This window comes from Collimonas sp. GW821-FHT07E08, assembly GCF_059418905.1.
Genome location: NZ_JBWKQR010000005.1, coordinates 207,755 through 225,537 on the forward strand (window position 1 = coordinate 207,755; position 17,783 = coordinate 225,537).

Here is a 17,783-nt window from a genome sequence, read left to right on the forward strand (position 1 = left end):
TTATGCTGTGCAACTGCACATCATGTCAATTAAATTTCCAAAAAAATGAAATCTCCGAGCCTTTCACCAAGTTGCGATACGCACCAATACCAGTGGGCCGACCATGCAATTTGTACCGGTAAAGTCGGTTGAGCAGCAAGACATGAGAACGGCTCAAGCTGAAACGCGCGCTGCCCCATGGGCGCAGTGTATAGATTCCGTTATCGCCGATACGTAGACGGGGCAATGTGCCTATCGAAACCCATATCTTGCGCTGAAATTTCGCTGGCGTAGTTGAAGCTGGTGACAGCAATACAGAGGGATTGTCGCGGTAATTGCTATCAAGAACGCGCGACAGGTGCAGAAGCAGGGAGGGCTGCTTTCGGCGAATTAATCGGTTTGGGAATGCTAAATCGCCGAACCAATCAATCCGCCAAGAGCTTTCACCCTTGGGAAAAGCATAAATTGGAGGTAAGTCATTGTTATTCAACGATTTATTGTTTCAAAATTGTCTCACAACATCTGAATTTGTCTCGCTAACTTCTAATTTGTCTCATTAACTACTGATTTTTCACCGCCATGCCGGCATCATGCGCCTGCTGGTCGGCATGGTAGGAACTGCGCACCATGGCGCCCACCGCGGCGTGCGCGAAGCCCATCTTGTAAGCTTCCTCTTCATACATCTTGAATACGTCAGGATGCACATAGCGCCGCACCGGCAAGTGATTCCCGCTCGGCATCAGGTACTGGCCGATGGTCAGCATGTCGACATCGTGGGCGCGCATGTCGCGCATGACTTGCAAGACTTCTTCATCGGTTTCGCCGAGGCCGACCATGATGCCGGATTTGGTCGGCGTGTTCGGATGCAGGGCCTTGAAGCGTTTCAGCAGGTTCAGCGAATATTCGTAGTCGGAACCTGGCCGCGCTTCCTTGTACAGGCGCGGCGCGGTTTCCAGGTTGTGGTTCATGACGTCGGGCGGCGCCAGGTTGAGGATTTCCAGCGCGCGGTCCATGCGGCCGCGGAAGTCCGGCACCAGGATTTCGATGCGGGTGTTCGGCGACAGCGCGCGCACGTGGCGGATGCACTCGGCAAAGTGGCCGGCGCCGCCGTCGCGCAGGTCGTCGCGGTCGACGCTGGTGATCACGACGTAATTCAGTTTCAGCGCAGCGATGGTCTTGGCCAGGTTTTCCGGCTCATTGACGTCAAGCGGATCGGGACGGCCGTGGCCGACGTCGCAGAACGGGCAGCGGCGGGTGCACTTGTCGCCCATGATCATGAAAGTGGCGGTGCCCTTGCCGAAACATTCGCCGATGTTCGGGCAGCTGGCTTCTTCGCATACCGTGACCAGGCTGTTGGCGCGCAGGATGTCCTTGATTTCGTAGAAACGCGACGATGGCGAGGCCGCCTTGACGCGGATCCAGTCCGGCTTTTGCAAACGCTCGATCGGGATGATCTTGATCGGGATGCGTGCAGTCTTGCTGGCGCCCTTCTGCTTTTCGGATGGATTGTAGCTGGCGGCGGCAACGCTGGCTTCGGCAGGCAGCGACGGCGTGGTTTCTGTGGTCATGGTCTAGGCGTTTCCTTGCGGGAGTCCCGGGAAGGGACTCAGTTAAAACGGTCAATCAGTTTGTGAGCAAGCGCTAACTGCATCTCAGAGAGAGCTATATCAACGCCCAGTGTTTTCATATCGACGGTGGCGAGGCCTTCGTAGCCGCACGGGTTGATCCAGGAAAAAGGCTCCAGGTCCATGCTGACATTGAGCGACACACCGTGGTAAGTGCAGCCGCTGCCCCTGACTTTCAAGCCGAGGGCGGCGATCTTCGCACCTTGCCAGGCGCCGTCGGCAATATAAATCCCGGGCGCGCCGGCCTTGCGTTCACCGGCCAGATTATACGCTGCCAGCGTGTCGATCACCGCCTGCTCGATGCCCTGCACGAATTCCCGCACGAACAGGCGGGCGGCGGGACGCCGGCGGCGCAAGTCCAGCAGCAGGTAGATCACTACTTGGCCTGGTCCGTGGTAGGTCACTTCGCCGCCGCGGTCGGTCTGTATCACCGGGATATCGTGCGGCGCCAGCACATGGCCCGGATCGGCGCCCAAACCCAGCGTAAACACCGGCGGGTGCTCGACGATCCAGAGCTGGTCCGGGATATCTGCGGAACGGGAATCGGTGAACGCGCGCATCGCGTCAAAACTGACGGCGTAAGGCTCGACGCCGCGCTGGATGATCTGGGGGCTGGGCGGATGATCGGGGGAACGGAGCTGCTGCACGCTGGACATAAGCGCAAGTGTAACGAAAAAAAGCGGCCGGCGTGCAGAAACGGCTGATACACCGCGGCTGGCACGCCGGCGCGCGGTCAGGTCCTCAGGGGGCCAAGTAAACTCTCGGGAGATTGCCAGTTCGGCAATGCGCGGATGCGTTGCAGCCAGGCGGCCACATGCGGCGGCAGCGCGACTTTGGCGGCGTCGGCCCAGAACAGGTAGCCGCACAGGGAAAAATCGGCGGCGGTCGGCAGCTCATCGATGATGAACGCGCGGCCATCGGCCAGCTCCGCTTCCAGCCTGGCGATATCCACGTCATACCGGCCCTGCAGCCAGTCGACGGCGCCGGCAGGGTATTCCTGCGGCGCAAAGCTGCGCGCCCAGCGCAGCTGCGGCAAACACATGCCGAGCCGGTTGGCTTCCCAGAACAGCCATTCCTGCACGCGCGCCATGCGGCGCGCCGATTCGGCGCCGAAACCGCCCGTGTGCTGCGCCAGGTGGCAAAGGATGGCGTCGGATTGCGCATACGGCTCGCCGTTGTGCACCAGCAACGGTACCTGGCCGAACCTGGCCAGGCTGCGGAACGGCTCCGGCCGCTGGCCGTGCGGCTGGTCGATATCGATTGCCTGGTAATCGTGGACCACGCCGCTGACCGCCAGCATCAAGGCGACCTTGTAGGCGTGTCCCGAATTTGCGTTGCCGTAGAGCGTGATCTCGTCTTGCATGCCGGACATCAGGTCAGCAGGCTACAGGACGGGCGCCCAACGGCTTGCCGAGGCCGGCGCGTGCGCTGGAAGCCGGCAGGCGGGTCGATTGCCGCTGGATCTGCACCACGCTGTTGCCCTTGACGGCTTCGATGACGATATGGCTGTCGGCGGCAACGTTGAGGAACTGCCCGGCATGCAGCCAGTAGTCGTCGCCTTGTCCTGCCACCGTCACCCAAACGCGGCCTTGCATGATCTGCAGGGTCTGGGCCACCGGAGCGGTGACCGACATGGCTTGGCCGGCGCCTATGGACAACGATTCGTTAGCTAATAATTTTCTCATGATGTCACTCCTTGAAACTGCTGGTATATTGGATGCCACATCAGCCGCTGAACCGCTTGATATAGACATTCCTTGTTTCTACAGAGTCATTCTAGCCGTGCGGTAGGCGCTTGCAAAACGAGTAATTTTCCTTCCCCTTATTAATTTTCCTCACATAACATGGCTGATCTCAGAAAACTGCCGAACCTCTCCGCCCTGCGCGCCTTCGAGGCCGCCGCCCGCAACGACAGCTTTTCGCGCGCGGCCGAGGAAATCTATGTGACGCCAGGTGCGATCAGCCATCAGATCCGGGCCCTGGAGCAGGAGCTGGGCATCATGCTGTTCAGCCGCCACGGCAAGCGGATCACGATCACCGAGCAGGGGCAGCGTTTTGCCGCCGTCATCCGCAAATCCCTGAATGAAATCGCATTTGCCGCCGAAGCCTTGAAGATGGACGCCAAGCAGAAGCGCCTGACGATTTCCGCCCTGCCCTCGTTTGCCGCGCGCTGGCTGGCGCCGCGGCTGTGGAAATTCATCGACCTGCATCCCGATACCGAGGTGGTGCTGCAGTCGAGCAACCACCTCAACGACTTGGAACGTGAACCTATCGACGTCGGCCTGCGCTACGGCCTGGGGCATTACCCGGGGCTGGTGGTGGAAAAACTGATGGATGATTTTTACTATCCGGTGGCCAGCCCGAACTACCGCGGCGGCAAGTTGCCGAAAACGCCGCAGGAACTGGAACAGTGCAGCCTGTTGCGGATGGATACCGAATCGTCCTGGCTGCCGTGGTTCGAGGCGGCCGGCATCGACCTGGTGGAGCCGACCGGCGGCTTGCTGATCGAGGACGCCTCGATGCTGCTGCGTTCGGCTTCGGACGGCCTGGGGATTGCATTGACGCGGCACGCGATTGCGCTGCAGGAGATTGCTTCGGGAGAGCTGGTGCGCTTGTTCGACGTCGTCGCGCGCTGCCCGCTATCCTATTATTTCGCCTGCACCAAGGAAGCGATGAGCAAACCGCAGGTGCAGGCTTTCCATCGCTGGCTGCTGGACGAGGTGAGGGCTTTCAAGGCGCAAAGCGAATGGCCCGGGGCGCCCGAGCCATGATTCGCTTTACAGGACCATCTTCACCATCGGATGCGACGACAGCGCCCGGTACAGGTTATCCAGCTGCTCGCGGTTGACGGCATACACATTGGCCGTCAGGCCGGTGTAATTGCCCTTGGACGACGGCCGCACTTCCAGCTTGTCGATATGAAAAGTAGGATCGTGCTGCACCACCACGCCGATGATGGTCTCTGCGAAAGCATCGTGCGTCGGCCCCATGATCTTGATGGGGAACACGCTTGGATATTCGATCAGGCTGTCGGCTGGATCGATTGGCTTGGTCAGGTCGGTCATGGTCTTTACTCTTTAGTGATGTTACTGGCAGGTAGTTTACTCCGTGTAGCGTTTCGTATGTAATGGAGCTCCAGAAATGGTGGATTTTCGTGCCAGGCTAGGCGCAAACCGGAGCGATAGTGGTGCTATCGCGAGGATTTGCAACGACGCATGGCGCGAAAAAACACCGTTTATGAAGTTTCATTACATACGAAACGCTGCACCAGCTCATCGGCGGCATGCAATTCTGCAGGAACGGCTTGTTCAAATGAAAACAGGGTGGAAATTTCCACCCTGCAACCATCCGTCCGGCTATCCGAAAGAAACCGGTTCGTTTCAGGCAGCAGCCTTGGCTTGCTGATAAGCCTCGTATAACTGCTTGTATATGGGGCCGGGAGCGCCGTTTCCAATAGCCTTGCCGTCAATCGACACCACCGGCAGCACTTCCTTGGTGGCCGACGACAGCAGCACTTCATCGGCAGCGAACACCTCTTCGCGCGCAATCCGGCGCGCTTCGAACGGAATGCCGCCGGCGGCGCACAACTCCTCGATCAGGCGGTAGCGGATGCCTTCCAGGATCAGGTTGTCCTTGGGCGGCGCCATCAGCTTGCCGTGCTTGACGATCCAGACATTCGACGACGACGCTTCGGTCAGCCAGCCGTCGCGGAACTGGATCGCTTCCACCACGCCGTGCTCGGCGGCATTTTGCGCCGCCAGCACATTGCCCAGCAGGGAGATCGACTTGATTTCGCAATGCAGCCAGCGCTGGTCTTCCATCGAAACGCAAGGCACGCCGCTGGCGCGCAGCGCGTCGCTCGGCAATACCAGCGGATTGGTCATGATGAACACGGTCGGCGCCAGCGCTTCTTTCGGAAACGCGTGGCCGCGCTTGGCGACGCCGCGCGTGACGTGGATGTAGACCATCTGGTCATGCGCCGGATGGGCGTCGATCACGCCCTGGATCAGCGCCAGCCACTGCTCCCTGTCATGCGGATTTGTAATACTGATTTTCGCCAGGCTGCGGAACAGGCGCGCCAGGTGGTGCTCGGAACGGAACAGCCTGCGGCCGTAGATAGGAATCACCTCATACACGCCGTCGCCAAAAATGAAGCCGCGGTCGAGTACCGGGATGCGCGCTTCGGACAGCGGCGTCATGCTGCCATTAAGATAGACCAGCGGGTCTTGCATGATCGGATTCCTGAAAAAGTAGAGGATTCAATTCTGGCACAGCGCCAGCCTGCAGGGTATGCAAAAAAAGTATGTGGAAGACGGGCGGATGCGCCGCCTCCCCCTTTTCCGGCACGGCAGGATGATTCCGGTGCGATGCGGTAGCATGTGCATACTTCAACTTCGAGGAAGCGCTCCTCCCGCCTTCTTCTCTTACCCCGACCATGACCACCACCCCCGTCCTCACCCGCTGCGCCTGGGCCAATCCCGCCAATCCGCGCTACCTGGCCTACCACGACGAAGAATGGGGCAAGCCCTGCCACGATGAGGTGCGGCTGTTCGAAATGCTGAACCTGGAAGGCGCGCAAGCCGGCCTCAGCTGGGAAACCATCCTCAACAAGCGCGACAACTACCGGCGCGCCTTCGACAACTGGGACGCCAGGAAAATCGCCCGCTACGACCAGGACAAGGTCGCCGCCCTGCTGGCCGACGCCGGCATCGTCCGCAACCGCCTGAAGATTGCCGCCGCCATCAGCAACGCCCAGGCTTATCTCAAGCTGCGCACCGAAGCCGGCGGCCTGGCGCCTTTCCTGTGGGCCTATGTGGACGGCAAGCCGATCCAGAACGAATGGACGCTGCTGGGCGGCAATCCAGCCACGACGCCCTTGTCCGACCGCATTTCCAAGGACCTGGCCAAGCGCGGCTTCAAATTCGTCGGCTCCACCATCATCTACGCCTACATGCAGGCGATCGGCATGGTCAACGACCATTGCGTCGAATGCTTCCGGCACCAGGCGGTGGCAGAGTAATACCGAGAGTCATTGAACGCCGCGAAACTGGCTCAGCCGGCTTAAAGCGGCTTAGTCCGCCTGCCGGTCGTCTGCAGCCGCCAGCAGGTGGGCGACAACCTCGGTCAGCTGCTCGACCAGTTCCGGATCCATGTACTGGTATTCGTCCGGAATATCCAGCACGTGGATGGTCTTGTGCTCCAGCAGGCGCCCGAACTCGGCGACGATGCGGTTCTTGTGCTTTTTCTCCATTACAAAGATCACGTCGGCCCAGCTGATATCGGCAGCGCTGATTTTCCTGCGCGCATTCGGGCTGGTTCCGGCCGAGCGCGCCTGCATCCCGGGCTGGCGCCGCCATACCTGTTCGCCTGTGGGGCTGCGCCATTGGTTGCGGCTGCAGACAAAGAGTAATTTGGTCATGTACCGGTTTGCCGGTGACGGCGATTTATTTATTCTGGCAACATGGTACATCGCGCGCTGCCCCTTTCCGTCTTTACAGCGTTCTGCTACATTGCCGCCATGCCTAAACTGACCTTAGACCGGATCCTGCAATCGCAGGGTTTCGGCAGCCGAAAATATTGCCGCGAGCTGATTGAAGACGGCGAAGTCGTCATCAACGGCGCCGCCGTCACCGACTACAAGTCCACGCCCGACACCGACGGCCTGGTGTTCACCCTGTTCGAGGAAGAATGGACTTACCGCGAACACGTCTATATCGTGCTCAACAAGCCGGCCGATATCGAATGCTCGCGCAAGCCCAGCCACCATCCCGGGGTGCTGAGCATCCTGCCGGAACAATTCAGCTGGCGCGACGTGCAGCCGGTCGGCCGGCTCGACCACGACACCACCGGCCTGCTGCTGATGTCGGACGACGGCAGTTTCATCCATGCCCAGTCGTCGCCCAAGCGGCATGTGCCGAAGCTATACGTCGCCACCACCCACGATCCTGTCACCGAAGAGCTGGTGCAAAGCCTGCTGGCCGGCGTCAAGCTGCATGACGAGCCGCAAACGCTGGCGGCCGTCAGCTGCCGTGTGCTGGGCACGCATGAAATCGAAATCGTGCTGGAACAGGGCAAATACCATCAGGTCAAGCGCATGCTGGTCGCCGCCGGCAACCATTGCTCGGCCTTGCGCCGCACCGCCATCGGCGGCCTGACGCTGGAAGCGCTGGAACTGGAATTGGGAGAATGGTGCTACCTGGAGCCGGAGCACCTGGCCCTGCTGGTGCCTGCATAGCGCAAAAAAAAAGCGCGGGACCTGAGTCCTGCGCTTTTTGCTTCCGGGAATCCCTGGAAATCAGTGTGAACGGATCATGGTGCCGAACGCCTGCTCGGTCAGCACTTCCAGCAACAGCGAATGCTCGATCCGGCCATCGATGATGTGCACCGTATTGACGCCCGACTTGGCCGCATCCAGCGCCGATGAAATCTTCGGCAGCATGCCGCCGGAGATGGTGCCGTCCTTGAACATTTCATCGATTTCGCGGGCCGACAGGTCAGTCACCAGGTTGCCTTGCTTGTCTTGCACGCCAGCAATATTGGTCATCATGATCAGCTTTTCCGCATGCAGGATCTCGGCGATCTTGCCGGCCACGACGTCGGCGTTGATGTTGTAAGCCTGGCCGTCGGCGCCAAAGCCGATCGGCGAAATGATCGGGATGAAGGCGTCGTCCTGCAAGGCTTTGACCACGGCCGGATTGATGGCTTCGATTTCGCCGACAAACCCGATGTCGAGGAATTCGCCCGGCTTTTCCCGGTCCGGCATGCGATATTTGCGGGCGCGGATCAGGCCGCCGTCCTTGCCGGTCAGGCCAACCGCCTGGCCGCCGTAGTGGTTGATCAGCATCACGATATCCTGCTGCACTTCGCCGCCCAGCACCCACTCCACCACTTCCATGGTTTCTTCGTCGGTGATGCGCATGCCTTGCACGAAAGTGCCCTGCTTGCCGATTTTCTTCAGCGCATTGTCGATCTGCGGGCCGCCGCCGTGCACCACCACCGGGTTCATGCCGACCAGCTTCAGCAGGATCACGTCGCGCGCGAAGCCGTGCTTCAGGCGTTCTTCGGTCATGGCGTTGCCGCCGTATTTGACGACAATGGTTTTACCGTGGAATTGACGGATGTAAGGTAACGCCTCGGCCAGAATTTCCGCTTTGATTCCTGGTGCAACGTTGGCAAGATCGTTGGTCAAATCGGCCATGAACAGTCCTACGAGAGAGTTCCGAAAAGCTGGGGGTGCTGCGTGGTCGCGGCGCGGTTCAATACCGGTGGCTAACGACCCGTCGACCTGAAACAGTTTGTCAGAAGAAAGTAAAAGGGTGCAAAGACTGCAACTCTGGGGGAGTTAAAAATCGCTGCGCGATGGATCAGCGCGATTTTACATGGAAATGCGCTTGCTTAGGTACGGCTGACACGCCAATAATCATGCGATGTTGCGTAGATATATCAATGCCGGGAAGATGGTTATCCTGACAGCGGTTTCCCTCACTACGCCCACAAGCCTTCAAAGGATAAACGGAATGGCGCAATGCCCCGCCTGCCGGCAACAGTTCTCCTGCGGCGCCAGCCAGCATGCGAGCCAGCCCTGCTGGTGCAGCCGCCTGCCGCCGCTGGCCGGCGCCAGCCTCACGGTGGCAGGATGTTATTGCCCGGATTGCCTGCAGCGCCTGCTGCGGCACGAACAAAAACGGGAGCACGAACCGGCCGCCGGAAAAACCTCGCCCTAAGGGTTAAGGGCAGCTGCGCACTTCCTGGGCAGGGAAATCCAGCTTGATCTTGTCGAAGGCAAGCTTGGCGTCGCCGCCCAGGTCGCGCAGCTGGAACGCCACCTTGCTGGAGCTGACGCTGCGCGTGCCGACCTTGGCGCCGCTCAAGCCGCGCTTGGCCAGGCTGGCGACCTGCTTTTGCGCCGCTTCGTCGGTCTTGAAAATGCCTAGCGAAATGCCATAGCGCAGCGGACTCGAATCCTGGATCACGAAAAAGTCGCTGATCCCTAGCCGGCGCACCTCGTCGGCCTTGGCGTCGGCCGCTTCCTTGCTGCCCAGCGACGGCAGGTAGACCATGTGGCTGGCCACTTCCTGGGTTTCACGGCGGACAAATTTGACGGCCGGCACGCGCTCCGCCAGCTGGCTCGAAAAACGCCGCGCTTCGGCCGCGGTGAAATTGCCGACTTCGGTGCAGGCCACCGGCGCCAGGTCGGCGGCCGTGGGCGCCGGCGCCAGCGCGGCGCTGGCGAGCGAGGCAACCGCAGCCGGGGCCATAACGTTCTCGGCTGCGGTCATCCTGATCTTGTCCGGCTGCAGCTGCCTGCCGATGCGCGCCGGCTCCCTGCCGTCGCTGTAGAGCGCGCCGAGATAGCCTTTTTGCATGGCAAACAAGGCGGCATTCGCCAATAACAACAGCCAGAAAATTATTTTCAACATAGCTTAAAGAGTTGCCGCGGCAGTTTGTAAACCGATCAATACCAGATTATCAACTGTTTCGTGGGCGATGGACAGGTAGGGCGCCACCAGCGCCGCCGAACCGCCGGCCACGACACAAAGTATATGCGCGCCAGATTGCCGGCCGAGCAACGCAAAGGCCCGTTCGATGGCGCCGACCTGGGCGTTGATGCAGCCGCTGATGATGGCGTCGTCGGTGTTGTCGGCAAACAGCGTGTTGACTTGCACATGGTCCGTCACATGCGGCAATCGCGCGGTGCTGCGCGCCAGCGAGGTCGCCATCAAGCCCAGCCCCGGCAGTATCATGCCGCCGCTGAACACGCCGTCGGCGCTGACCGCATCGATGGTGGTCGCCGTGCCGCAGGTGGCGACCAGCAGGGTCTGCTGCGGAAACAGGCGTTGCGCGCCGAGCGCCGCGGCAAAGCGGTCGCATCCGAGCTGCGCCGGATCGCGGTAAGCGTTGCGCAGGCCGGCCAGCTGCGGCAGCGAAACAAACCAGTGGGGCCGCACGGCGGCGCCGAAAACCGTCTCCAGCAGCGTCTGCAGGCGCTCTTGCACATGCTCGCCGGCAACGTTCGAAACCAGTATGCGCGTCACCGCCAGCTTGCGCCAGCGTTCGCTCAGCGCCACCAGTTCGCCCAGCGCCGCCGAACCGCTGTCGAGCCACGCGCCTGCCAGGTCGCCTGGCTGCGGCATGGCCGTAAGCGCCCATTTGATGCGGGTATTGCCGACATCGATCAACAGCATGCCCATGGTTCAGTCTTCCTTCGGCCGCAATGAAATGTCGCCGGCCATGATCGCAATCGGACTGCTGCCGCCATCGGTTTGCAGCAACAGGCGTCCGATCTGGTCGATGCCCAGCGCGCGGCCTTCGTGCAGCGTCTTGCCCTGGTCCAGGATCAGCACCTGCTGGCCGGCAAACGCATGCAGCCGGTTCCAGCGCTCGACGAAAGCCGCCAGGCCGGCGTTTTCGAATTGCCGCATGGTCTGCGCCAGCGCACTCAGCAGCGATCCGAGCAGCAGGTCGCGGTCCTGCGCCGCCGTCGCCGGCAGGCTGGCGGTGCGGTGCCCGATCTGTTCCTGCAACTGTTCCGGCATGGCGAGATTGATGCCGATGCCGACCACCGCCCAAAGCTGCTGGTCCGGCGCGGTCGCGGTTTCGATCAGGATGCCGGCCAGCTTGCGGCCGCCTTGCAAGACATCGTTCGGCCATTTCAGCTGGACCTCGACGCCGAAATCGGCCAGGGTCTCGGCAATCGCCACGCCCACCGCCAGCGGCAGGCCGACCAGCGTTTGCAGCGGCGCGGCAAACGGCCAGGCCAGCGAAAACGTCAGCGCCGACGACGGCGCCGTCAGCCACGCGCGGCCGGCGCGGCCGCGGCCGGTGGTCTGCGTCTGCGCCGCCAGCAAGGTCGGCGCGCCGAGCGCGCTGGAGCGGTGGCCGCTGGCGACGCGCGCCAGTAGGTCGGCATTGGTGGAGCCGGTCTCGGCCACTACCTCGATCTGGCACTGTTCAGCGTGGTAGCCGGCAAATGCGGTGATGCGGGCGGCCGACAAATGGCTCGCGGGCGAAATTGGTGCAATAAATTGGACAGTCATGCCGCGCATTGTAGCGGGAGTTATGCCGGAATGCGGCTCGCCATGCGCGGGATTCCCCATGAAAACACAATAAAAAACAACGGCGCCGCTAATCCGTATGGCATATTTCTCTGGGAATCGTTAAATCGCTTGTCCGAACGGCGTTGCCGGCCCGGTTTTATCACTGCTGTAATAGTCTGGAAAGCAATTCTCCCTTAAACTGACACGATGCCGAACCCAGATTCCACTACTCCTGTTCTCGATCTTAAAGATGGCAGCCTGGTAGCCGCCCGCGGCAACTGGCAGGTGCATGCCTTGACGCAGCCGGGAGTGATCTGGGAATTGCAGGCCAAGCTGAGAAAACTGGGCGGGAAAAACGACGCATTGCGCTGGGATTTGTCGGGGATCGGCACGCTGGACCATATCGGCGCGCAATTCTTGTGGAACGCATGGGGCAAAACCCGGCCCAGGCAACTGACCCTGGCGCCGCAGCACCGCGATTTTTTCCAGCGCCTGGCCAGCGCCGGCACCCTGGCATTGCCGCCCAAGCCGCCGCGCCGCCGCCTGTTCAACGTGATCTACGACATCGGCGCCGAGATGCTGGAACATGTGTCCGGCTTTATCACCCTGCTGGGACAACTGGTGCTGGATTTCCTGCGCATGGTGCGCGCGCCGCAGCGGGCGCCGTGGAAAGAGATTTCCGCCAACGTCTACCACGTCGGCTACCAGGCGCTGGGCATTACGGCGCTGGTCGGCTTCCTGATCGGCGTGGTGCTGTCGTTCCTGTCGGCGCAGCAATTGCACACCTTTGGCGGCGATATCTACCTGGTGAACATCCTCGGCATGAGCATCATCCGCGAACTGGGGCCGTTGCTGGCGGCGATCCTGGTGGCCGGCCGCTCCGGTTCGGCGATCACCGCGCAGCTGGGCGTGATGCGCGTGACCGAAGAACTCGACGCGATGCTGGTGATGGGCTTGCCGCACGGCTTCCGGCTGATCTTGCCGCGCGTGCTGGCCTTGCTGGTGGCGATGCCCTTGCTGGTAATCTGGACCGACGCCATCGCGCTGCTGGGCGGGATGGTCGCCGCGCAGTTGCAGCTGGGTTTGTCGCCGACTTATTTCCTGCAGCAGCTGCCGAACGCGGTGCCGCTGCCCAACTACCTGATCGGCCTCGGCAAAGGCGCGGTGTTCGGCGGCCTGATTGCGATGGTGGCCTGTTATTTCGGCCTGCGCATCGAGCCGAATACGGAGAGCCTGGGGCACGGCACCACCACCTCGGTGGTGACCGCCATCACCATCGTGATCGTGGCCGACGCGGTATTTGCGATCATTTTCAGCGGCGTGGGATTCTGATGGCCGAACATGTAACCATCATCGAGATCGACAAGCTCTGGACCCAGTTCGGCCAGGCGGTGATCCACCAGGACCTGGACCTGCGCATAGAAGCCGGCGAAATCGTCGGCCTGGTGGGCGGTTCCGGTTCCGGCAAGACCACGCTGGTGCGCCAGATACTCGGGCTGAACCGGCCGACCAAGGGCAAGGTGATGGTGTTCGGCACCGATATCAGCCAGGCCGATGTCGACCAGATGTACGCGCTGCAAAACCGCTGGGGCATGCTGTTCCAGCAGGGCGCCCTGTTTTCGGCGCTGACCGTGCTCGACAACGTGGCGTTGCCGATGCGCGAGTTGCGCGCCTTGCCGGACCGGCTGATCCGGGACGCCGCCCTGCTCAAGCTGCAGATGGCCGGCATCGGCCCTGAACATGCGCTGAAAATGCCGTCCGACCTGTCCGGCGGCATGGTCAAGCGGGTGGCCCTGGCGCGTGCGCTGGCGCTGGAACCGGAACTGCTGTTTCTCGACGAACCGACAGCCGGGCTCGATCCGGCATCGTCGGCCGCTTTTATCGAGCTGATCCGTTCGCTGCACAAGGACATGCGCCTGACGGTAGTGATGATCACCCACGACCTGGAGCCGCTGCTGGCGTTGTCGACCAAGATCGCGGTGCTGGCGGACAAGCATGTGATCGCCTACGACACGCCGGAGCGCGTGATGAAAGTGCGGCATCCGTTCATCGAAACATTTTTTCTTACTGCTAACCGTTTTGAGCACGAAACGTGCGGATAAATGCAGAAAGCGTAAATAGGAAGTCTTATGGAAAATAAAGCGCATGCCCTGATCGCCGGACTGTTCACGGTGGCCTTGCTGATCGCGGCGCTGTTTGGCGTCATGTGGTTCAACAGCGACCGGGTGGAACGGATCCCTTACCAAATCGCCACCAAGCTGTCGGTGCCGGGCCTCAATCCGCAAGCCGACGTGCGTTACCGCGGCCTGGATGCCGGCAAGGTCGACACCATCACCTTCGATCCGAAATCGCCGGGGCAGATCCTGATCAAGATCAAGGTCAATCCGGATACGCCGATGACGCAATCCACCTTCGCCACCCTGGGCTACCAGGGCGTGACGGGGATCGCCTATATCCAGCTGGACGACGACGGCAGCAAGCCGCTCAAGCTCGACAGCAGCAAGCAGCACCTGGCACGCATAGAACTGCGGCCGAGCCTGTTCGACAACCTGCAGAGCAAGGGCGCGGTGATTCTGTCGCGCGCCAACGATACGGTGGAAAGACTGAACAGCCTGCTCGATCCCGAGAACCAGAAAACCATGGTGAAAGCGTTCAGCGACGTCAGCAAGACCGTCAATGAATACCAGGGCATCCCGCAGCAGCTGCAGCCGACCCTGAACCAGCTGCCGGCCCTGACCGGCCAGCTGAACCAGGCGCTGGCCTCGGTCACGGCGCTGTCCAACAACATGATGGTGCTCAGCAAGAACCTCAACACCTTGACCGCCAGCCTGCAGGGACCGGACGGCGCTGTCGCCAACCTGGCCGGGGCGGTGCAGAATATCGGCTCGGTCGCCAATGGCGTCGAATACGATACGCTGCCGCGTTTCAATGTGCTGACCACGGAAGCGCGCTCGTCGATGCGCAGCCTGAACCAGACCCTGGACCATCTCAACCAGCAGCCGCAAAGCATCCTGTTCGGCAGCAAGCCGCTGCCTCCCGGACCCGGCGAAGCGGGTTTTGTCGCTCCAGGCAAATAAACATACGCGCGGCAGGGATCGCACCCTGCCGCCAACCGATTAAAGGCATGCCATGACCGCTATCCTGAAAACCCTGTCGTCGTTCCTTGCGCTTGCCCTGGTCGCGGGCTGCGCCAGCAAGGCCGACGCGCCGACCCAATACGACCTCGGCCTGCTGCCCCCCGCAGCCGCGACCGCCGCGCCAGCCGCGCCAGCCTTGCCCGCCGTCAGCGTGGCCGACGTCAATGCGCCGGCCTGGCTGGACAACAACATGATGTATTTCCGCCTGGCCTACGCCAACCAGCTGCAGCCCCGGCCGTACGCCGCCAGCCGCTGGACCATGCCGCCGGCGCAGCTGTTCCAGCAGCGCCTGAAATCGCGCCTGGCCCAGGCTGGCGGCACGGTGCTGGCGATGTCGGACGCCGCGCTGAATATTCCTTTGCTGCGCATCGACATGGATGATTTCACGCAAACCTTCGATACTCCCTCGCACAGCCTGGCGACGCTGCAGGTCCGGGCTTCGCTGTTCAACGGCCGCACGCTGCTGGCGCAAAAGAGCTTCAGCCGCCAGGCCGCGACTCCCAGCGCCGACGCTGCCGGCGCCGCCAGCGCTTTCGTGGCGGCCAATGACGGCGTGATCGATGACCTGATGAGCTGGCTGGCGACAGTGGCGCCGAAAAAATAATGACGCAACAAGCAACCGCCTCAAATTCTTCAGCCGCGCCGTCGTTTGCCCGCGTCAGCCTGCTGATCTACCTGCTGCTGATCATCTACGCCAGCTGGTATCCGTTTGCCGGCTGGCGCGACCTCGGCCTGACCGCCTTCGCCTACCTGGGCGCGCCGCTGCCGCATTACTGGACCGTGTTCGATGTCTGGACCAATATCGCCGGCTACCTGCCGCTGGGCATGCTGATGGTGCTGTCGCTGCCGCGCTCGCGCCGCTGGTCGCCGTATTGGTCGGTATTGCTGGCGACCTTGGCCGGCATCCTGGTCTCGGGCGCCATGGAGGCCGTGCAGACCTTCCTGCCGACCCGCGTCGCCTCCAACCTGGACCTGATGACCAACAGCGCCGGCGCCCTGCTCGGCGCCGTGCTGGGCGTCATCCTGCGGCCGCGCTTCGGCCCCGACAGCCGCTTGCTGCAGCTGCGCGAGCACTGGTTCAACCGGGAAGCCAGCCAGGGCATGGTGGTGGTCGCGCTGTGGCCGCTGGCGCAGATTTATCCGCTCAGCCACCTGTTCGGCTTCGGCCAGTTCACCTCCATGCTGTCGACCTGGCTGTCCGACCTGCTGGAACAGCCGATCGACCTGCAAGCCTGGCTGACCAACGATATCCAGTTCAGCGCCGACCAGTACTGGCTGACCGAGACCATCATCACCGCCTGCGGCCTGACCGGGGCCGCCCTGACCTTCCTGATCCTGCTGCGCCAGCAGGCGCCGAAACTGCCGCTGACCTTGCTGCTGGTGTTTCTCACGCTGATGGCCAAGATCCTGGCGACGGCGCTGCTGTTCGCGCCCGACAACGCCTTCGTCTGGCTGACCCCCGGCTCATTCGGCGGCCTGCTGATCGGCGGCCTCATGCTGAGCGGCCTGGCCTATGCGCCGCAGCTGGCGCAGCGGCGCCTGGCCGGGCTGACCCTGGCCATATCGCTGCTGCTGGTCAATATCATGCCGGACAATCCGTATTACACCGAAACCGTGCAAACCTGGTCGCAGGGGAAATTCCTGAACTTCAACGGCGTCGCCCAGTTCCTGGCCTTGCTGTGGCCGTTCTGCACGCTGTGGTTCCTGTTCCATCCGATGCACAAGCGGCGCCGCGAGCTGGCGCAGCACGACTCGCGGCAGCCCCGCTCCTGAAATCAAAATGGCGGCGGTGTATGATTCCCGTCTGTATTGGTCAACTATTCCAGAATCCTGCCATGAGCGATAAGCCGTTTTACGAACACCACGTATTTTTTTGCCTGAACCAGCGCGAACCCGGCGAGCGCGTCTGCTGCGCCAACGCCGGCGCCCAGGCCGCGCAGGAACATGCCAAGCGCCGCGTCAAGCAGCTCGGCCTGGCCGGCGAAGGCAAGGTGCGGATCAACAAGGCCGGCTGCCTCGAACGCTGCGAAGAAGGGCCGGCGCTGGTGATTTATCCGGAAGGCGTCTGGTACACCTACGTCGACAATGAAGACATCGACGAAATCATCGATGTCCATATCGTCGGCGGCAAGATTGTCGAACGCTTGAAAATCTAGGCAGCACGCATTCCGTCACCATCACTCAGAATCATCAACGCAATGAACGCCCAAACGCTTCCCTTTTTCATCGCCGGCGCAGCCGGCCGGCTCGAATGCGCACTAGACCTGCCCGACCCCGCAACCTTCGCCGTCCCACGCGGCCTGGCGCTGGTGGCGCATCCCCATCCGCTGTTCGGCGGCACCATGGACAACAAGGTGGTGCATACGCTGGCGCGCGGTTTCCTGGCGCTGGGTTATGCCACGGTGCGCATGAACTTCCGCGGCGTCGGCAAATCCGAAGGCGTGCATGACGAAGGCCGCGGCGAAACCGACGACATGGCGCTGCTGCTGGCCCACATGCGCCAGCAGTATCCCGACCTGCCGCTGGTGCTCGGCGGATTCTCGTTCGGCACTTTCGTCCAGGCGCAATTGCAGCAGCGCCTGAACCAGGCCGGGACGCCGGCCGAGCGGCTGGTGCTGGTCGGCACCGCCGCCGGCAAATGGCCGATGCCGACCGTGCCGGCCGACAGCATCCTGATCCACGGCGAGCTGGACGATACGATTCCGCTCACGGCTGTATTCGAATGGGCGCGTCCGCAAGACATCCCGGTAATCGTGATTCCCGGCGCCGATCATTTTTTTCATCGCCGGCTGCAACATATCAAGAATCTCATGGTCGAAATGTGGCGTCGCTAAAAGACGCGGCTTAAGGACGATGCAAGCATGCCGGCATTGTGTTTAAGCCGTCCGGGGAGGCAGTGGGGCTATAATTCTGTCGGCATGGTTGTATGCGGTTGTTTGCTTGCCGCCTCCGCTTACGCATTTTTCAACCCCTTAAGCAGATAAAGTTGCTCATCGTCCACACCC

23 protein-coding genes are annotated in these 17,783 nt (G+C 61.7%); 11 read left to right on the plus strand and 12 right to left on the minus strand.

The window, feature by feature from the left end; all coding sequences use genetic code 11:
• Positions 1-25: 25 nt before the first annotated feature.
• The 5 genes from AC07RZ_RS08615 to AC07RZ_RS08635 all read right to left on the minus strand — a co-directional run bounded on the left by AC07RZ_RS08615 (position 26) and on the right by AC07RZ_RS08635 (position 3,289).
• On the minus strand, positions 26-469 hold the full coding sequence (locus AC07RZ_RS08615) for a hypothetical protein (protein WP_494667643.1): 444 nt from the start codon (positions 467-469) through the stop codon (positions 26-28).
• Positions 470-539: 70 nt separating this feature from the next.
• Positions 540-1,547 (minus strand): lipoyl synthase, encoded by a 1,008-nt coding sequence (gene lipA / locus AC07RZ_RS08620; RefSeq protein WP_494667644.1) that lies wholly within the window; start codon positions 1,545-1,547, stop codon positions 540-542.
• 38 nt (positions 1,548-1,585) lie between these two features.
• Positions 1,586-2,260, minus strand: a complete 675-nt coding sequence (gene lipB / locus AC07RZ_RS08625) for a lipoyl(octanoyl) transferase LipB (protein WP_494667645.1) — start codon at positions 2,258-2,260, stop codon at positions 1,586-1,588.
• Positions 2,261-2,337: 77 nt separating this feature from the next.
• Entirely contained in the window at positions 2,338-2,976 is a 639-nt protein-coding gene (locus AC07RZ_RS08630) for a glutathione S-transferase family protein (protein ID WP_494667646.1), read from the minus strand.
• Between the two features lie 4 nt (positions 2,977-2,980).
• Positions 2,981-3,289 (minus strand): DUF2917 domain-containing protein, encoded by a 309-nt coding sequence (locus AC07RZ_RS08635; protein ID WP_186450491.1) that lies wholly within the window; start codon positions 3,287-3,289, stop codon positions 2,981-2,983.
• 159 nt (positions 3,290-3,448) lie between these two features.
• On the opposite strand from AC07RZ_RS08635, the gene gcvA reads away from it, so the two are divergent.
• Positions 3,449-4,375, plus strand: a complete 927-nt coding sequence (gene gcvA, locus AC07RZ_RS08640; protein WP_144738231.1) for a transcriptional regulator GcvA — start codon at positions 3,449-3,451, stop codon at positions 4,373-4,375.
• Between the two features lie 6 nt (positions 4,376-4,381).
• Here gcvA and AC07RZ_RS08645 read toward each other — a convergent pair whose 3' ends face one another.
• The gene (locus tag AC07RZ_RS08645; protein ID WP_092395541.1) at positions 4,382-4,669 is read right to left on the minus strand and encodes a DUF493 family protein; all 288 of its coding nucleotides are present in this window, start codon (positions 4,667-4,669) and stop codon (positions 4,382-4,384) included.
• Between the two features lie 315 nt (positions 4,670-4,984).
• On the minus strand, positions 4,985-5,836 hold the full coding sequence (locus tag AC07RZ_RS08650; protein ID WP_342829394.1) for a D-amino acid aminotransferase: 852 nt from the start codon (positions 5,834-5,836) through the stop codon (positions 4,985-4,987).
• Between the two features lie 203 nt (positions 5,837-6,039).
• Here AC07RZ_RS08650 and AC07RZ_RS08655 point away from each other — a divergent pair, with 203 nt between their 5' ends.
• A complete protein-coding gene (locus AC07RZ_RS08655) occupies positions 6,040-6,624 on the plus strand; it encodes a DNA-3-methyladenine glycosylase I (protein ID WP_144738229.1) in 585 nt (194 codons plus the stop codon).
• Positions 6,625-6,675: 51 nt separating this feature from the next.
• Here the strand turns inward: AC07RZ_RS08655 and AC07RZ_RS08660 are convergent, their stop codons facing one another.
• Positions 6,676-7,023 (minus strand): low molecular weight phosphatase family protein, encoded by a 348-nt coding sequence (locus AC07RZ_RS08660; RefSeq protein ID WP_144738228.1) that lies wholly within the window; start codon positions 7,021-7,023, stop codon positions 6,676-6,678.
• 99 nt (positions 7,024-7,122) lie between these two features.
• Between AC07RZ_RS08660 and AC07RZ_RS08665 the strand changes: the two genes are divergently transcribed.
• Positions 7,123-7,839, plus strand: a complete 717-nt coding sequence (locus AC07RZ_RS08665) for a pseudouridine synthase (protein ID WP_092395695.1) — start codon at positions 7,123-7,125, stop codon at positions 7,837-7,839.
• 60 nt (positions 7,840-7,899) lie between these two features.
• Here AC07RZ_RS08665 and argB read toward each other — a convergent pair whose 3' ends face one another.
• The gene (gene argB, locus AC07RZ_RS08670) at positions 7,900-8,802 is read right to left on the minus strand and encodes an acetylglutamate kinase (protein ID WP_014008176.1); all 903 of its coding nucleotides are present in this window, start codon (positions 8,800-8,802) and stop codon (positions 7,900-7,902) included.
• 319 nt (positions 8,803-9,121) lie between these two features.
• On the opposite strand from argB, the gene AC07RZ_RS08675 reads away from it, so the two are divergent.
• Positions 9,122-9,328, plus strand: coding sequence for a cysteine-rich CWC family protein (locus AC07RZ_RS08675; RefSeq protein WP_494667647.1), 207 nt, complete (start codon positions 9,122-9,124; stop codon positions 9,326-9,328).
• Between the two features lie 3 nt (positions 9,329-9,331).
• On the opposite strand, the gene AC07RZ_RS08680 is transcribed toward AC07RZ_RS08675, so the two are convergent.
• From AC07RZ_RS08680 to AC07RZ_RS08690, 3 genes are read right to left on the minus strand one after another with little or no spacing between them, the layout of a single operon-like run.
• A complete protein-coding gene (locus AC07RZ_RS08680; protein ID WP_494667648.1) occupies positions 9,332-10,024 on the minus strand; it encodes an SPOR domain-containing protein in 693 nt (230 codons plus the stop codon).
• Between the two features lie 3 nt (positions 10,025-10,027).
• Complete coding sequence (locus AC07RZ_RS08685) at positions 10,028-10,795, minus strand: type III pantothenate kinase (RefSeq protein WP_494667649.1); 768 nt, start codon at positions 10,793-10,795, stop codon at positions 10,028-10,030.
• A 3-nt stretch (positions 10,796-10,798) separates the two neighbouring features.
• Positions 10,799-11,641, minus strand: coding sequence for a biotin--[acetyl-CoA-carboxylase] ligase (locus AC07RZ_RS08690; RefSeq protein WP_494667650.1), 843 nt, complete (start codon positions 11,639-11,641; stop codon positions 10,799-10,801).
• A gap of 207 nt (positions 11,642-11,848) precedes the next feature.
• Between AC07RZ_RS08690 and AC07RZ_RS08695 the strand changes: the two genes are divergently transcribed.
• From AC07RZ_RS08695 to AC07RZ_RS08725, 7 genes are all read left to right on the plus strand, one after another.
• Positions 11,849-12,973, plus strand: a complete 1,125-nt coding sequence (locus AC07RZ_RS08695) for an MlaE family ABC transporter permease (RefSeq protein ID WP_092395555.1) — start codon at positions 11,849-11,851, stop codon at positions 12,971-12,973.
• Positions 12,973-13,743 (plus strand): ABC transporter ATP-binding protein, encoded by a 771-nt coding sequence (locus tag AC07RZ_RS08700; protein WP_494667651.1) that lies wholly within the window; start codon positions 12,973-12,975, stop codon positions 13,741-13,743. Before AC07RZ_RS08695 ends, AC07RZ_RS08700 begins: the two co-directional genes overlap by 1 nt.
• A 27-nt stretch (positions 13,744-13,770) precedes the next feature.
• Positions 13,771-14,718, plus strand: a complete 948-nt coding sequence (locus AC07RZ_RS08705; RefSeq protein WP_494667652.1) for an MlaD family protein — start codon at positions 13,771-13,773, stop codon at positions 14,716-14,718.
• A 52-nt stretch (positions 14,719-14,770) separates the two neighbouring features.
• Complete coding sequence (locus tag AC07RZ_RS08710) at positions 14,771-15,382, plus strand: ABC-type transport auxiliary lipoprotein family protein (protein WP_494667653.1); 612 nt, start codon at positions 14,771-14,773, stop codon at positions 15,380-15,382.
• Positions 15,382-16,551 (plus strand): VanZ family protein, encoded by a 1,170-nt coding sequence (locus AC07RZ_RS08715; RefSeq protein ID WP_494667654.1) that lies wholly within the window; start codon positions 15,382-15,384, stop codon positions 16,549-16,551. Before AC07RZ_RS08710 ends, AC07RZ_RS08715 begins: the two co-directional genes overlap by 1 nt.
• Positions 16,552-16,613: 62 nt before the next feature.
• Positions 16,614-16,934 carry a (2Fe-2S) ferredoxin domain-containing protein gene (locus tag AC07RZ_RS08720; protein ID WP_041742684.1) on the plus strand — a complete coding sequence of 107 codons (321 nt, stop codon included), beginning with the start codon at positions 16,614-16,616 and terminating at the stop codon, positions 16,932-16,934.
• Between the two features lie 42 nt (positions 16,935-16,976).
• On the plus strand, positions 16,977-17,612 hold the full coding sequence (locus AC07RZ_RS08725; RefSeq protein WP_144738217.1) for an alpha/beta fold hydrolase: 636 nt from the start codon (positions 16,977-16,979) through the stop codon (positions 17,610-17,612).
• The last annotated feature ends 171 nt before the right edge of the window (positions 17,613-17,783 follow it).

Bases quoted from the DNA above. Each gene is read 5' to 3' on its own strand.
- lipA (WP_494667644.1), bottom strand. From the start codon at position 1,547: ATGACCACAGAAACCACGCCGTCGCTGCCTGCCGAAGCCAGCGTTGCC.
- lipB (WP_494667645.1), bottom strand. From the start codon at position 2,260: ATGTCCAGCGTGCAGCAGCTCCGTTCCCCCGATCATCCGCCCAGCCCC.
- AC07RZ_RS08630 (WP_494667646.1), bottom strand. From the start codon at position 2,976: ATGTCCGGCATGCAAGACGAGATCACGCTCTACGGCAACGCAAATTCG.
- AC07RZ_RS08635 (WP_186450491.1), bottom strand. From the start codon at position 3,289: ATGAGAAAATTATTAGCTAACGAATCGTTGTCCATAGGCGCCGGCCAA.
- gcvA (WP_144738231.1), top strand. From the start codon at position 3,449: ATGGCTGATCTCAGAAAACTGCCGAACCTCTCCGCCCTGCGCGCCTTC.
- AC07RZ_RS08645 (WP_092395541.1), bottom strand. From the start codon at position 4,669: ATGACCGACCTGACCAAGCCAATCGATCCAGCCGACAGCCTGATCGAA.
- AC07RZ_RS08650 (WP_342829394.1), bottom strand. From the start codon at position 5,836: ATGCAAGACCCGCTGGTCTATCTTAATGGCAGCATGACGCCGCTGTCC.
- AC07RZ_RS08655 (WP_144738229.1), top strand. From the start codon at position 6,040: ATGACCACCACCCCCGTCCTCACCCGCTGCGCCTGGGCCAATCCCGCC.
- AC07RZ_RS08660 (WP_144738228.1), bottom strand. From the start codon at position 7,023: ATGACCAAATTACTCTTTGTCTGCAGCCGCAACCAATGGCGCAGCCCC.
- AC07RZ_RS08665 (WP_092395695.1), top strand. From the start codon at position 7,123: ATGCCTAAACTGACCTTAGACCGGATCCTGCAATCGCAGGGTTTCGGC.
- argB (WP_014008176.1), bottom strand. From the start codon at position 8,802: ATGGCCGATTTGACCAACGATCTTGCCAACGTTGCACCAGGAATCAAA.
- AC07RZ_RS08675 (WP_494667647.1), top strand. From the start codon at position 9,122: ATGGCGCAATGCCCCGCCTGCCGGCAACAGTTCTCCTGCGGCGCCAGC.
- AC07RZ_RS08680 (WP_494667648.1), bottom strand. From the start codon at position 10,024: ATGTTGAAAATAATTTTCTGGCTGTTGTTATTGGCGAATGCCGCCTTG.
- AC07RZ_RS08685 (WP_494667649.1), bottom strand. From the start codon at position 10,795: ATGGGCATGCTGTTGATCGATGTCGGCAATACCCGCATCAAATGGGCG.
- AC07RZ_RS08690 (WP_494667650.1), bottom strand. From the start codon at position 11,641: ATGACTGTCCAATTTATTGCACCAATTTCGCCCGCGAGCCATTTGTCG.
- AC07RZ_RS08695 (WP_092395555.1), top strand. From the start codon at position 11,849: ATGCCGAACCCAGATTCCACTACTCCTGTTCTCGATCTTAAAGATGGC.
- AC07RZ_RS08700 (WP_494667651.1), top strand. From the start codon at position 12,973: ATGGCCGAACATGTAACCATCATCGAGATCGACAAGCTCTGGACCCAG.
- AC07RZ_RS08705 (WP_494667652.1), top strand. From the start codon at position 13,771: ATGGAAAATAAAGCGCATGCCCTGATCGCCGGACTGTTCACGGTGGCC.
- AC07RZ_RS08710 (WP_494667653.1), top strand. From the start codon at position 14,771: ATGACCGCTATCCTGAAAACCCTGTCGTCGTTCCTTGCGCTTGCCCTG.
- AC07RZ_RS08715 (WP_494667654.1), top strand. From the start codon at position 15,382: ATGACGCAACAAGCAACCGCCTCAAATTCTTCAGCCGCGCCGTCGTTT.
- AC07RZ_RS08720 (WP_041742684.1), top strand. From the start codon at position 16,614: ATGAGCGATAAGCCGTTTTACGAACACCACGTATTTTTTTGCCTGAAC.
- AC07RZ_RS08725 (WP_144738217.1), top strand. From the start codon at position 16,977: ATGAACGCCCAAACGCTTCCCTTTTTCATCGCCGGCGCAGCCGGCCGG.